Annotated in this window: 15 protein-coding genes and 2 pseudogenes; 11 read left to right on the forward strand and 6 right to left on the reverse strand. The window is 67.6% G+C overall.

Annotated elements, in window-relative coordinates; translation table 11 throughout:
• Positions 1-26: 26 nt before the first annotated feature.
• Positions 27-1,316, forward strand: a pseudogene (locus ACW4E8_RS09680) (acyl-CoA dehydrogenase family protein).
• Positions 1,313-1,939, forward strand: a complete 627-nt coding sequence (locus ACW4E8_RS09685) for an AMP-binding protein (protein ID WP_456804295.1) — start codon at positions 1,313-1,315, stop codon at positions 1,937-1,939. The pseudogene ACW4E8_RS09680 and the gene ACW4E8_RS09685 overlap by 4 nt, the downstream one beginning before the upstream one ends.
• On the opposite strand, the gene ACW4E8_RS09690 is transcribed toward ACW4E8_RS09685, so the two are convergent.
• The 3 genes and pseudogenes from ACW4E8_RS09690 to ACW4E8_RS09700 all read right to left on the reverse strand — a co-directional run bounded on the left by ACW4E8_RS09690 (position 1,890) and on the right by ACW4E8_RS09700 (position 3,782).
• The gene (locus ACW4E8_RS09690; protein WP_456804430.1) at positions 1,890-2,255 is read right to left on the reverse strand and encodes an alpha/beta fold hydrolase; all 366 of its coding nucleotides are present in this window, start codon (positions 2,253-2,255) and stop codon (positions 1,890-1,892) included. The two genes, ACW4E8_RS09685 and ACW4E8_RS09690, sit on opposite strands and share 50 nt — an antisense overlap.
• Positions 2,242-2,715 (reverse strand): annotated as a pseudogene (locus ACW4E8_RS09695) (alpha/beta fold hydrolase); the annotation flags it as partial. The pseudogene ACW4E8_RS09695 and the gene ACW4E8_RS09690, both read right to left, overlap by 14 nt.
• On the reverse strand, positions 2,712-3,782 hold the full coding sequence (locus ACW4E8_RS09700; protein ID WP_456804296.1) for a peptidase M29: 1,071 nt from the start codon (positions 3,780-3,782) through the stop codon (positions 2,712-2,714). The pseudogene ACW4E8_RS09695 and the gene ACW4E8_RS09700, both read right to left, overlap by 4 nt.
• A gap of 157 nt (positions 3,783-3,939) precedes the next feature.
• Here ACW4E8_RS09700 and ACW4E8_RS09705 point away from each other — a divergent pair, with 157 nt between their 5' ends.
• Together ACW4E8_RS09705 and ACW4E8_RS09710 are read left to right on the forward strand one after the other, a co-directional pair.
• Positions 3,940-4,500, forward strand: coding sequence for a flavin reductase family protein (locus ACW4E8_RS09705; RefSeq protein WP_456804426.1), 561 nt, complete (start codon positions 3,940-3,942; stop codon positions 4,498-4,500).
• A gap of 16 nt (positions 4,501-4,516) precedes the next feature.
• Complete coding sequence (locus ACW4E8_RS09710; protein ID WP_456804297.1) at positions 4,517-4,972, forward strand: MarR family winged helix-turn-helix transcriptional regulator; 456 nt, start codon at positions 4,517-4,519, stop codon at positions 4,970-4,972.
• Between the two features lie 6 nt (positions 4,973-4,978).
• On the opposite strand, the gene ACW4E8_RS09715 is transcribed toward ACW4E8_RS09710, so the two are convergent.
• A complete protein-coding gene (locus ACW4E8_RS09715) occupies positions 4,979-5,464 on the reverse strand; it encodes an Lrp/AsnC family transcriptional regulator (protein WP_456804298.1) in 486 nt (161 codons plus the stop codon).
• Between the two features lie 158 nt (positions 5,465-5,622).
• Between ACW4E8_RS09715 and kynB the strand changes: the two genes are divergently transcribed.
• From kynB to kynA, 3 genes are read left to right on the forward strand one after another with little or no spacing between them, the layout of a single operon-like run.
• On the forward strand, positions 5,623-6,273 hold the full coding sequence (gene kynB, locus ACW4E8_RS09720; RefSeq protein WP_010813723.1) for an arylformamidase: 651 nt from the start codon (positions 5,623-5,625) through the stop codon (positions 6,271-6,273).
• 35 nt (positions 6,274-6,308) lie between these two features.
• Positions 6,309-7,565 carry a kynureninase gene (kynU, locus tag ACW4E8_RS09725; RefSeq protein ID WP_456804299.1) on the forward strand — a complete coding sequence of 419 codons (1,257 nt, stop codon included), beginning with the start codon at positions 6,309-6,311 and terminating at the stop codon, positions 7,563-7,565.
• A 13-nt stretch (positions 7,566-7,578) separates the two neighbouring features.
• Entirely contained in the window at positions 7,579-8,463 is an 885-nt protein-coding gene (gene kynA, locus ACW4E8_RS09730; RefSeq protein WP_456804300.1) for a tryptophan 2,3-dioxygenase, read from the forward strand.
• 25 nt (positions 8,464-8,488) lie between these two features.
• On the opposite strand, the gene ACW4E8_RS09735 is transcribed toward kynA, so the two are convergent.
• A complete protein-coding gene (locus ACW4E8_RS09735; RefSeq protein WP_456804301.1) occupies positions 8,489-9,298 on the reverse strand; it encodes an IclR family transcriptional regulator in 810 nt (269 codons plus the stop codon).
• Positions 9,299-9,546: 248 nt separating this feature from the next.
• Between ACW4E8_RS09735 and ACW4E8_RS09740 the strand changes: the two genes are divergently transcribed.
• Complete coding sequence (locus ACW4E8_RS09740; RefSeq protein ID WP_456804302.1) at positions 9,547-10,740, forward strand: acyl-CoA dehydrogenase; 1,194 nt, start codon at positions 9,547-9,549, stop codon at positions 10,738-10,740.
• Positions 10,741-10,891: 151 nt separating this feature from the next.
• Here ACW4E8_RS09740 and ACW4E8_RS09745 read toward each other — a convergent pair whose 3' ends face one another.
• Positions 10,892-11,530, reverse strand: coding sequence for a peroxiredoxin (locus ACW4E8_RS09745; protein WP_456804303.1), 639 nt, complete (start codon positions 11,528-11,530; stop codon positions 10,892-10,894).
• 255 nt (positions 11,531-11,785) lie between these two features.
• Between ACW4E8_RS09745 and ACW4E8_RS09750 the strand changes: the two genes are divergently transcribed.
• From ACW4E8_RS09750 to ACW4E8_RS09760, 3 genes are all read left to right on the forward strand, one after another.
• Positions 11,786-12,112, forward strand: a complete 327-nt coding sequence (locus ACW4E8_RS09750) for a DUF883 family protein (protein ID WP_340526281.1) — start codon at positions 11,786-11,788, stop codon at positions 12,110-12,112.
• Between the two features lie 178 nt (positions 12,113-12,290).
• Entirely contained in the window at positions 12,291-12,671 is a 381-nt protein-coding gene (locus tag ACW4E8_RS09755) for a phage holin family protein (RefSeq protein ID WP_010813730.1), read from the forward strand.
• Positions 12,668-13,174: a DUF3318 domain-containing protein gene (locus tag ACW4E8_RS09760; protein ID WP_456804304.1), complete on the forward strand. Its 507-nt coding sequence runs from the start codon at positions 12,668-12,670 to the stop codon at positions 13,172-13,174. The genes ACW4E8_RS09755 and ACW4E8_RS09760 overlap by 4 nt, the downstream gene beginning before the upstream one ends.
• Positions 13,175-13,186 lie beyond the last annotated feature (12 nt).

The following is a 13,186-nucleotide window of genomic DNA, read 5'->3' on the forward strand; positions in this document are numbered from 1 at the left end:
GCATCCGGCGCAAAGGAGACTGCGACATGCCATCCGGCCAGCTCGACTTCATCCCCGCCGTCGGTACGGCGGACTTCACCCCGCGCCAGGCGCACCTGCTGGCGCTGGCCAACCGCCTGGGCCGCGAACGCTTTGCGGCGCGCGCAGCCACTTGGGACCGCGAGGCCAGCTTCCCCTTCGCCAACTATGACGGAGCGACCGAGACCGGTCCGGTGTCGGTGGTGCGACCTGCGCGAGGCCGGCCTGCTGGCCCTGTGCGTGCCGCAGGCGTTCGGGGGCGAGGGCGCGGACTTTGCCACCTACTGCATGGTGGGCGCCGAGATCGGCCGCTTCTGTGGGGCCACGGCGCTGACGTACAACATGCGCATATCTGCTCGACCATGTGGACCGGCGTGCTGTCCGACGGCATCGACATGACGCCTGACCAGCGCGCCGAGCACGAAGCGCGGCGCGAGCTGCATTTCGCACGCGTGGTGCGCGACGGCGCGGTCTATGCGCAGCCGTTCTCCGAAGGCTCCGCCGCCGCCGCGGGCAAGGCGCCGTTCGGTACCACGGCGCGCAAGGTCGAGGGCGGCTGGGTGCTGAACGGGCGCAAGATCTTCGCCTCGCTGTCGGGCGCGGCCGACTACTACGGCATCCTGTGCACCGAGGACCGCGGCGACCAGCATCCCGACATGCGCGACACGCTCTATATCGCGGTGCCCGGCAAGGCGGAAGGGCTGACCGTGACCGGCGAGTGGGACCCGATGGGCATGCGCGGCACGGTGTCGCGCACGCTGCTGCTCAAGGACGTGTTCGTGCCCGACCATGAGCAACTGATGCCGCGCGGCGTCTACTACCGCGCCGCGCAGACCTGGCCGGCGATGTTCTTCACGCTGTCGCCGACCTACCTGGGCGTGGCGCAGGCCGCCTACGACTTCACCGTGCAGTACCTGCGCGGCGAGGTGCCGGGCCAGCCGCCGGTCAAGCGCCGCATGTACCCGACCAAGCAGATCGCGGTGGCGCAGATGCGCATCCAGCTGGAAACCATGCGCTCGATCTTCTGGCGCGTGATTCATGAGGCCAGGCCCAATCCGACCAAGGACGAGCGCCTGCGCCTGTACGCCGCGCACTACACCGTGATGGAAGGGGCCAACGACATCGCCCGGCTGGCGATCCGCACCTGCGGCGGACAGTCGATGCTCAAGGACCTGCCGCTGGAGCGGCTCTACCGCGACTCGCGCTGCGGCGCGCTGATGCTGCCCTGGACCGCCGAGCTGATCCTGGACCGCATGGGGCGCGAGACCCTGTACGAATCCGGCGAGCGCGACGAATGAGCGCCACCCGCCGCGCCATGCGTGCGGGCGCCGCCGGGCTGGGCGCGCTGCCGGCCATGCTGCATGGCCATGCCGCCGCGGCGCCGGGGCGGCCGGCGTTGCATTACCTGGGCCGCACCTTCACCTACGGCAAGCTGTGGCGGCGCGTCGAGCGTGCCAGCGCCCACCTGGCAGCGACGCGGGGCATCGGCGCGGGCGACCGCGTCGGCACGCTGTGCCTGAACCACGAACTTCAGCTGGTGCTGCTGTTCGCCTGCGCGCGTGTCGGAGCAATGTTCGTGCCCCTGAACTACCGGCTGGCGCCGGCGGAGCTGCGTACCATCGCCGGCCACGCGCAACTGGCCGCGCTGTTCCATGACGAGCGCCATGCAGGGCTGGCGCAGGAGGCTGGCGGCGGCTGCCAGGTCGCGCATCTCGACCGGCTGGTCGACCATCCCGCGCCGTTCGGCGTGGCCCATCCGCCGGTGCCGGACGATGCGCCGCTGCTGCTCGCCTACACCTCCGGCACCACCGGCAAGCCCAAGGGCGCGGTGTGTTCTGGTGTTGCGGTCTTGAAGCCAGGGGTCGCGAGACTCAGCGCACGGGGAAATGCCGGCGCAGGAAGTCGAGCACCGCGTCGTTGAACACCGCCGGCCGCTCCATGCAGGCCAGGTGCCCGACGGCGGGCAGGCAGCGGTATTCGGCGCCCGGAATGCGCTGCGCCATGCGCTGCATCACCTCGGGCGCGGCATTGGTGTCGTGCTGCCCGGCCAGCGCCAGCACCGGCACCGCGATGCGCGGCAGCGCGTCGCGCTGGTTGAAGCGCACCAGCGCACCCAGCGCCGCGCGGTAGGTGGGCGCCGGCACCGCCGCCATCACCGCCGTGGCAAAGGCCACGGCTTGTGGCTCGGCATCGGGCGCGACCATGGTGCGCACCAGCCCGGCGGCCATCTCGGCCATGGAAGGTCCTGCCGGCGTCCAGCGGCGCGGTGCGCGCGGCGATGAACTCACGCTGCCAGGGCCCGTCACCCTTGCCGAAGGCGGGCGAGGTGCCGGACAGCACCATGCCGTCGACCAGCGCCGGCATCGCGGCATACGCCTGCTGCGCCACCATGCCGCCCATGCTGTGGCCAAGCAGCACCATGCGGCGGCCGGCCTCACGCTCGGCCTGCAGCAGCGGCGCCAGCGCGCGCGCCAGGCCATCGAAGTCATACGGGTCGATCAGATCGCTGTCACCATAGCCGGGCATGTCCCACGCCACGGCGCGATAGCCGGCCTGCGCCAGTGCCTCGCCCTGCGCGGGCCAGGCGGCCTTGCCGCCGCCGATGCCGTGCAGCATCACCACCGCGACCGGGCCGTCGCTCCAGGCAACGGTGGAGATGCCGTTGGCGTGGCGCTGCGTCGTCGGAATCGTGCTCATGCCGACACCTCCACCAGCGCGCCCGCCTCGACCTCGTTGCGGCCGTCGAGCGCCACCGTGCAGTTGCGCAGCGGCAGGTCGAAGTGCCCCAGCGTATGGCGCCCTGCCACTTCGTTGGCGCCGGTCGAAAACAGGAAATTGCCCGCGAACGCGCGCAGCTCGGTGCCGTTGCAGTCGCGCTTGTCGTAGAACGTCATTGCATCCCAGCGCGCCAGCCGGTTCAGGCCCCAGCCCACGTGCGAGACCGCATACGCGTCGCGCGTGCCCTCGCGGTCGGCCCAGGCCTGGTAGTAGCCGCGCATCATGTCGGCATCCACGCCCTGCCCCTCCACGCCGACGATGTAGTCGTCCTCGATATGGCAGACCACGGTATCGCGCAGGTAAGTCTTGAAGGTCAGGTTGACGTCACCCGGCGCCAGCACCAGCGTGCCATTGACCTGGCGGCTGGCCGGGAACGCCAGGCACAGGCCGCCGGGCCAGTGCGAGACCTGCCCGGGCTTGTTGCAGTAGCCCCAGACGCCGCCCACGCGCGCGTCGGCCAGCCCGATGCGCAGCTCGGTGCCTGCGGCCGAATGCACGCGCATCTCGCGCGCGCCGCGCAGGCGCTTCATCGCGGCGCGCACGGTGCCTTCCAGCGCCGGGTCGGGCTGGCAGCGTTCCAGGATCTCGGGATGTTCGTTGCTGACCATCAGCAGACGCGGCACGATACCGTCGGCGCCGCGCAGGATCTGCGGCAGCTCAGGCGCGTGCAGCAGCCCTTCCACCGTGCAGTCCAGCACCAGCTGGCAGCGCGCCAGGGCCGCGATCACGGGCGGCAACTGCTGCAGCGCATCGCTGGCGCCGGTCGAGCGCACCGGCGCGGGCGCGCTGAGTGGCGGCGTCGGCACCTGGATGCGCACCGGCTTCGCCCCCAGCGACTGCACCGCCAGCTCGGCCAAGGCCACGTTGACAGGGCGGGATTGCGACTCCGTTACAATTCCAACGACTTCGCCGCCCTGCAGGGCACAGAGTTCCAGGGTGCGCCGGAACGCCGCCAGCCAGCGGTGTTCGATCTGCTCGATGAGCATGACTTGTCTCCGGTTGTTCTTGTATCGGCGGCAGGGTTCGCCTGGTTTTGTGCGCCAGCCAACGCGCACGGCGCTGATTGGTGGGCGCCGGGCTTGTACTCGATGCCCATGGCGCGAATAATATATATGAAATTTCATGAACTCCAGTGGAGCCCCCATGGGCATGCCTGAGGCCCAGCCACGGATCGCCAGCGTTGCCGCCGCACCGGACTTCGATGCGCAGCATTTCCGCCGCGCCCTGTCGCAGTTCGCGACCGGGGTGACCGTCATCACCACGCGCGCCAGCGCCCAGTCCGTGACGGCCGGCGCGCCGCCGTTCATCGGCATCACCGCCAGTTCGTTCAACTCGGTGTCGCTGGACCCGCCGCTGGTACTGTGGAGCATGGCCACGCGCGCCAACAGCCTGCCGATGTTCCGCGACGGCACGCACTACATCATCAACGTGCTGTCGGCCTCGCAGCTCGAACTTTGCCTGCGCTTCGCCACGCTCAAGGGCGACCGCTTTTCCGGCGTGGACTACCGGCTCTCGAGTACCGGCCTGCCGATCCTGTCCAACGCGCTGGCGTGGTTCGAATGCCATAACCGCAGCCGCTACGACGAGGGCGACCACGTGATCTTCGTCGGCGAGGTGGAACGCTGCGGCGTGCCCGAGAGCGGCGACGGCCCGCTGGTGTTCCAGGGCGGCGAGTTCTCCACCACCATCCCGATCGAGCCCTGAGCGGCACCCGCCCATCATGGCTGAACAGTCTGCGCAGGCAACCCTGCCCTTCGTCGACGGCTACCTGGCCTACCTGCTGGCCCGCGCCAGCCACCTGATCTCCGGCGAATTCCACCGCGAGGTCGAAGCCAGCGGCCTGTCCGTGCCTGAGTGGCGCGTGCTGGCGACGCTGGCCGACCGCCCCGACTGCACCATCGGCCTGCTGGCCGAAATCACGCTGACCAAGCAGCCCACGCTGACCAAGCTGGTCGACCGCATGGCCGCCGACGGACTGGTGAAGCGCACTGCAGGCAAGGCGGATCGCCGCCAGGCGCTGATCTCGATCACCCCGCGCGGACGCGCGCTGGCGCAGCCGCTACTGGAACGCGCCGCCGACCACGAACGCGCCGTGCTGGACGGCTTCGGCCCGCAGCAAGTGGCGTTGCTCAAGGAAACGCTGCACCAGCTGATTGCGCTGCATTCGTCACGATAGGCAGTGCTAGGCTTCCTCCGCGCCCGCCTTCAGGATCGCCAGCGGCGAACTGTCCACCTTGATCCGCTGCAGCACGATATTCGAGCGGATATCCATCACGCCCTTGGTGCGGTACAGCCGGTTCACGATGAAGTCCGAGTAGTGCTTCAGGTTGCGCGCCTGCACGCGCAGGATGTAGTTGCTGTCGCCGGTGATGATGTACGCCGACAGCACTTCCGGCCACGACTGCACCGCGGCGATAAAGGTGTCGTGCCAGCCTTCCACGTCATGGCGCATCGAGACCTGCACGATCGCCTCAAGCTCCAGCCCGAGTTGCTCGGCGTCGAACCAGGCGCGGTAGCCGCCGATCACCCCTGACTCTTCCAGCAGGCGCACCCGCCGCAGGCATGCCGAAGGCGACAGCGCCACGCGGTCGGCCAGGTCCTGGTTGCTGATGCGGCCGTTCTCCTGCAGGCAGGTCAGGATGCGCAGGTCGGTGGGATCGAGGTTCATTCGAATTTCCTTCGACAAATCTTCAATTCTTCGCATTTTATGCGAAAGACGACCGCATCGACGGTCCATTTAGCAAGCCTCTTGCCGGCAATTTTGACTATGATTTCCGACATCGAGGCAGACAACGACGGCGCCTTGCCAAGGCGCCGCGCACCCTTATGACCGCCCCCAATCAAGACCCTCGCCGGCTGTGGGACATCAGCCCGCCGCTCTCCCCCGCCACCCCGGTCTGGCCCGGCGACACGCCGTTCCAGCAACAGCCGGCCTGGCAGATGGACGAGCACTGCCCGGTGAATGTCGGCCGCATCACGCTGTCGCCGCACACCGGCGCGCACGCCGACGCACCGCTGCACTACGCCGCCGACGGCGCGCCGATCGGCGCCGTGCCGCTCACGCCCTACCTCGGCACCTGCCGCGTGATCCATTGCATCGGTGCCTCGCCGGTGGTCGAGCCGCGCCATATCGAACACGCGCTGGCCGGCCTGCCGCCGCGCGTGCTGCTGCGCACCTACCGGCAGGCGCCGCTGGCGCAGTGGGACCCGCACTTCTGCGCGGTCGCGGCCGAGACCATCGCGCTGCTGGCCGCGCACGGCGTGCAGCTGGTGGGCATCGACACACCGTCGCTGGACCCGCAGGAATCCAAGACCATGGACGCGCACAACGCCGTGCGCCGGCACGGGCTGGCCATCCTGGAAGGCATCGTGCTGGACGAGGTCGATGCCGGCGACTACGAACTGATCGCGCTGCCGCTGCGCTTTGCCGGGCTCGACGCCAGCCCGGTGCGCGCGGTGCTGCGCAGCCTCGACTGAACCACTCCCGAACAACCCCTGGCCAATCCCCCGACATGACGACATTTGACCGCGAGCACTGTATCCGGCTCGATGAGCAAGACCCGCTGCGCCCGCTGCGCGACCAGTTCGCGCTGCCCGAGGGCGTGATCTACCTCGACGGCAACTCGCTGGGCGCCCGCCCGCGCGCCGCCGCCGCGCGCGCCGCCCAGGTGGTGGCCGACGAATGGGGCGAAGGCCTGATCCGCAGCTGGAACACCGCCGGCTGGTTCGAGCTGCCGCAACGGCTGGGCAACAAGCTGGCCCCGCTGGTCGGTGCAGGCCAGGATGAAGTGGTGGTGACCGACACCACTTCGATCAACCTGTTCAAGGTGCTGGCCGCGGCGCTGCGCGTGCAGCAGACGCGCGACCCGGCGCGCAAGGTGATCGTGTCGGAGGCCAGCAACTTCCCCACCGACCTGTACATCGCGCAAGGCCTGGCCGATCTGCTGCAGCAGGGCTATTCGCTACGCCTGGTCAATTCGCCGGCCGAGATCGACGCCGCCGTGGGTGCCGACACCGCCGTGCTGATGCTCACCCACGTCAACTACAAGACCGGCGAGATGCTGGACATGGCCGCGCTGACCGAGCTGGCCCACGCCCGCGGCGCGCTCACGGTGTGGGACCTGTGCCACTCCGCCGGCGCCGTGCCGGTCAACCTGAAGGCGGCCGGGGCCGACTACGCCATCGGCTGCACCTACAAGTACCTGAACGGCGGCCCGGGTTCGCCCGCCTTCGTCTGGGTCGCTCCCGCGCTGCGCGATGCCTTCTGGCAGCCGCTGTCGGGCTGGTGGGGCCATGCCGCGCCGTTCGCGATGGAGCCGCAATACCGCCCGGTCGACGGCGTGCGCCGCTTCCTGTGCGGCACGCAGCCGGTGACTTCGCTGGCGATGGTCGAATGCGGGCTGGACATCTTCGCCCAGACCAATATGCAGGTGCTGCGCGCCAAGTCACTGCTGCTGACCGACTTGTTCATCGAACTGGTGGAGGCGCGCTGCGGCCACCACCCGCTGACGCTGGTCACGCCGCGCGAGCACGCGCGCCGCGGCAGCCAGGTCAGCCTGGAACACCCGGAAGGCTATGCGCTGGTGCAGGCCCTGATCGAGCGCGGCGTGATCGGCGACTACCGCGAGCCGCGCATCGCCCGCTTCGGCTTCACGCCGCTGTACACCAGCTTCACCGATGTATGGGATGCTGTGGAAATCCTGCGCGATGTGCTGGACAGCGGCGCCTATCGCGACGCGCGCTTCCAGACGCGCGGCCAGGTGACCTGATCGGGAGCGCATCATGACTGAATTCAAGGGATGCCCCTTCTCCGGCGCCGCCAGCGAGGCTGACACGAAAGCACAGGGCGACAACTGGCACGGTGCGCAGATGGATTTCGCCAAAGACATGAGCTATGGCGACTATCTCGGCCTGGACCAGATCCTGAATGCGCAGCACCCGCTGTCGCCGGACCACAACGAGATGCTGTTTATCGTGCAGCACCAGACCACCGAGCTGTGGATGAAGCTGATGCTGCACGAGCTGCGCGCCGCGCGCGAATCGGTCAAGGCCGACAGCCTGCCGCCGGCGTTCAAGATGCTGACGCGGGTGTCGCGCATCATGGACCAGCTGGTGCAGGCGTGGAACGTGCTGGCGACGATGACGCCGCCGGAATATTCCGCGATGCGGCCTTACCTGGGGATGTCGTCAGGATTCCAGTCGTTCCAGTATCGCGAGATCGAGTTCATTCTCGGCAACAAGAACGCGGCCATGCTGAAGCCGCACGCGCACCGGCCGGAGCATCTTGCGTTGGTGGAGACTGCACTGAAGACGCCATCGCTTTATGACGAGGCGATCCGGCTGATGGCGCGACGTGGTTTTGCGGTCGATGCGGATTGCGTGGAGCGCGACTGGACGCAACCGACTGCGTACAACGCCTCAGTCGAGGCGGCGTGGTTGCAGGTCTATCGCGATCCGACGGCGCACTGGGAGCTGTACGAGCTGGGCGAGAAGTTCGTGGACCTGGAGGATTCGTTCCGCCAATGGCGCTTCCGCCATGTGACCACGGTGGAACGCGTGATCGGCTTCAAGCGCGGCACCGGCGGCACCGAGGGCGTCAGCTATCTGCGCAAGATGCTGGATGTGGTGCTGTTCCCGGAACTGTGGAAGTTGCGCACGGACCTGTAATGCCTGCGCACGTCGGACCTGGCCGTCAGCCTGCCGGGTCCGACAACCTTGCCGCCAGCGCCTGCAACGCCGGGGCCAGCGTCTGGTGGAACACCGCTTCCTCCACCGCGCCATATGATGCACTGCAGCTCAGCATGTGCAACTCCTTCTCCCCCACCGGCCGGAACGCCACCGCACAGGCATGGATGGCCGGGTGCCAGTCACGGAACGACGCCGCATAGCCCCGCTGCAGCGCCTCGGCCAGCGCCGCGCGCGTCGGCGCCTCCTGCTGCTTCCATTGCTCCGGGAAGGCCTGGCTGAACTCGGCGAGCACACGCTCGCGCCGCGCCGCGGGCAGCGCCGCCAAGTACGCCCGCCCCATCGAACTCAACACGAGCGACAGCCGCGAGCCCACGCCCAGCCCCAGCATCACGCCCGCATCGTTGCGGATCGATTCCAGGTAGATCACTTCCATGCGCTCGCGCTTGCCCAGCGAGACCGAGACCCCATATGACTGCGCGAACGCCAGCATATGCGGCCGCGCCAGCGTCACCACGTCGGACGCCGACAGGTAGGCATAGCCCAGCGCCAGCACGCCGGCATCCAGCGCGTACTTGCCCAGACTCTCGTCATAGCGCAGGTAACCCAGCTGCACCAGCGTGCCCGCCAGCCGGCTCACCGTGGCCTTGGGGAAGCCGGTGCGGCGCACGAAGTCCTGGTTGCCGAGCATCGCCTCGCCGGTGCGGAAGCAGCGCATCAGCTCCAGCCCGCGCGCCAGGGCGGTGACGAAGTTGGGATCGCTGTCGCGCACCGGCGCGGGGGGCGTGGCATCGGGAGAAAGTGACGGACTGGTCAAGGGCGGCTCCTCTCAGGTCGGCGGTTGTCCGCTCATCGCACAAAGGCATGGGTGTCGGGGGTTTTGCCTGTTGCACGGCAAACCCATTGCGATATACTAATTCAACGGAACACAGTTCCGCAATGCGGAACCACAAAAACCCTCCGCGAAGATCACCGAACCCGTCATGATTCCCGGAAGCGCCGGTGCGGCAAGCGACCATTCGCCCCGCCCCCGATGCTTCCCCCGCGCTATCGAAGGAGACCTGCATGGCTGCCAACGCCGAATTCCACTGGGCCGACCCCCTGCTGCTGGACCAGCAACTGACTGCCGAAGAACGCATGGTGCGCGACGCCGCCGCTGCGTACAGCCAGGACAAGCTGATGCCGCGCGTGCTTCAGTCCTTCCGCAATGAAAAGACCGACATCGAGATCTTCCGCGAGATGGGCGAACTGGGCCTGCTCGGCCCCACCATCCCGGAACAATACGGCGGCCCGGGCCTGAACTACGTCAGCTACGGCCTGATCGCGCGTGAAGTGGAGCGCGTGGATTCGGGCTACCGCTCGATGATGAGCGTGCAGTCGTCGCTGGTGATGGTGCCGATCCATGAATTCGGCACCGAAGCGCAGAAGCAGAAGTACCTGCCCAAGCTGGCCACCGGCGAATGGATCGGCTGCTTCGGCCTGACCGAGCCGAACCATGGCTCCGACCCGGGCTCGATGGTCACCCGCGCGAAGAAGGTCGATGGCGGCTATGAGCTGACCGGCGCCAAGATGTGGATCACCAACTCGCCGATCGCCGACGTGTTCGTGGTCTGGGCCAAGCTGCAAGGCGACGACGGCAAGGAAGCGATCCGCGGCTTTATCCTGGAAAAGGGCTGGAAGGGCCTGTCGGCCCCGGTCATCCACGGCAAGGTCGGCCTGCGCACCTCGATCACCGGCGAGATCGTGCTCGACCAGGTGTTCGTGCCCGAAGAAAACCTGATGCCGGGCGTGAGCGGCCTGAAGGGCCCGTTCACCTGCCTGAACTCGGCCCGCTACGGCATCGCCTGGGGCGCGCTGGGCGCCGCCGAATTCTGCTGGCACACCGCGCGCCAGTACACGCTGGACCGCAAGCAGTTCGGCCGCCCGCTGGCCGCCACGCAGCTGGTGCAGAAGAAGCTGGCCGACATGCAGACCGAGATCACGCTGGGCCTGCAAGGCTGCCTGCGCCTGGGCCGCATGAAGGACGAAGGCACCGCCGCGGTGGAAATCACCTCGATCATGAAGCGCAACTCGTGCGGCAAGTCGCTCGACATCGCCCGCGTGGCGCGCGACATGCTGGGCGGCAACGGCATCTCGGACGAGTTCGGCGTGATCCGTCATGTGGTGAACCTGGAGGTGGTCAACACCTATGAAGGCACCCACGATATCCATGCGCTGATCCTGGGCCGCGCCCAGACTGGCATCCAGGCCTTCTTCTGATCGCAATCCGCGACTTACCGACAGGCTCTCCGCAATAAAAAAGCCCGGCTGCGAAGCCGGGCCAAGCACACTACCAAGGAGACGACGAGGCTGCCCCCGTCGATAAAACACCTGTCCTGCACGCCGGCCCCGCCTTCACGCGGGGCCGCGTTCATTTGTTGGGTTGGGGCGTCAGGCGCAGGTACGGCCGCACCGCCTGGTAGCCCTTGGGGAATTTCTCGCGAATCACCGCCTCGTCCTTCAGCGAGGGCACGATCACCACGTCGTCACCGTCCTGCCAATTGCCCGGCGTGGCCACGCTGTGGTTGTCGGTCAGCTGCAGCGAGTCGATCACGCGCAGGATCTCGTTGAAATTGCGCCCGGTGCTGGCCGGATACGTGATGATCAGGCGCACCTTCTTCTTCGGATCGATGATGAACAGCGAGCGCACCGTCAGGGTCTCGTTCGCGTTCGGGTGGATCATGTCGTAGAGCTGCGACACCTTGCGGTCGCCATCGGCCAGGATCGGGAAATTGACCGTGGTCGACTGGGTCTCGTTGATGTCGCGGATCCAGCCATGGTGCGACTCCACGCCGTCCACCGACAGCGCGATCGCCTTGACGCCGCGGCGCGCGAACTCATCCTTCAGCTTCGCGGTCAGGCCCAGTTCCGTGGTGCACACCGGGGTGTAGTCGGCCGGGTGCGAGAACAGCACGCCCCAGCTGTCGCCAAGCCACGCATGGAAGCCGATGCGGCCTTCGCTAGAATCCTGCTCGAAGTCCGGGGCGATATCGCCAAGACGCAATGCCATGCTCTGTTCTCCTGATTTCGGGGTGAAACCAGAGTATCCGGATTGATATCCAACCCAAACGAATATAAAGTCACTACAAAATCACTCGAAGTCATATAAACATTTTCTGACAGTCATCACGCGTGCTTTCCGGCATGCTTGCGATACTGGGCACGGCAGCGTCCCGCTTGCGGCGCGTAGCCTTGAAACCACGGCCACCCGCCACATATGCTAAGTATCAGACCGACAAATGCCGTTAGCCTCGGAGCGTAGAAAATGTCAGAATCCGCACAAACCGAACCATCCGCCCGCAAACAGGAGAAACTGATGAGCGATGTCAAGACCGTTCTGTCCGACGCCGAGGAACTGCTGAAGCAAGCCGCCTCGACCACCGGGGAAAAGGCCGCCGAACTGCGCGAGCGTGGCATGGGCCTGCTCAAGCAAGCCAAGGAAAAGGCCCAGGACCTGCAAGACGCCGTCGTGACCAAGAGCAAGGCCGCTGCACGCGCCACCGACGACTACGTGCATGACCACCCGTGGCGCGCCGTGGGCGTGGCGGCCGGCGTAGGCCTGCTGATCGGTCTGCTACTGAACCGCAAGTAAGCGATTCCAACCCGGCGCGGCATGCTGGTGCCGCGCCTGAGCGGCAACCCGGTCATCGGGTTGCCAGTGGCCGGGGCGCAAGCATGTTGGCGACACACCATGGCGCCACACCCGGCCCCGCCTGCCGGAAAGGCGCGTACGGCCACGCCGTCGCGCCGCTCTTTCACGCCGGAGCCGCATGAGCGAATCCCCCCCTTCTCCCAAGTTCCTCGAATCCGTGCGCAACCTGGCCGGCTCGCTGGTGGCAATGATCCAGACCCGCCTCGAACTCGCCAGCGTGGAGCTTGCCGAGGAACGCACGCGACTGATGAAGGTCGCGCTGCTGGCCTGCTTCGGCCTCGTGTTCTTTGGCATCGGGCTGGTCACCCTGACCGGGCTGATCGCCATCCTGTTCTGGGACACCTACCGCTGGCAGGCGCTGGGCGCACTGACGGTCCTTTACCTGGTGCTGTGCGCGATTTGCCTGGCGTACGCACGCAACCTGGTGCGCAACGCCCCGCCGATGCTGGAGGCCACGCTCGCCGAAATCGACAAAGACCGGGAGATCCTGCGCCGATGAGCCCCCTGGAACCCGACGACAGCGCAGCCGGACACAACCGCCGCGATCACCCGCGGCGGGCCCGGTTCACGCAAGAGGTGCGCCTGCCGCTGGCGGTGCGCAAGGAATTGCTGCTGACCCGCGCCGCGCTGGAACGCTACGACTGCCTGCAGGCCCTGCACGAGGTGCGGGGTGGCGCGCACCGCCTGGGCACTATCGGCCACTGGCTGCCGCGCATCGCCCGTCCGGGGTCGTGGATGAAAGTGGTCGGCATGACCAGGGACTACCCGCTGCTAAGCACCGTATTGACGCTGGCGCTGCCGCTGGTCAAGCGCACGCCGGTGCTGCGCTGGACCTGGAAGCTGTCCAAGGTCGGCCTGGCAGCCGGCGCCGCCTACTGGGTGTACAATACCTGGCGCGATGCGAGGCATCAGGCCGTGCCACCCGCAACCGCGCCGACGCCCGCGCCGGCCGGCACTCCGCCCAGCGCCGATACCGGCTTCCGCGATCCGCTCGTTCCCTGACCCACGGCCGGG

The organism is Cupriavidus sp. CP313 (genome assembly GCF_054072015.1).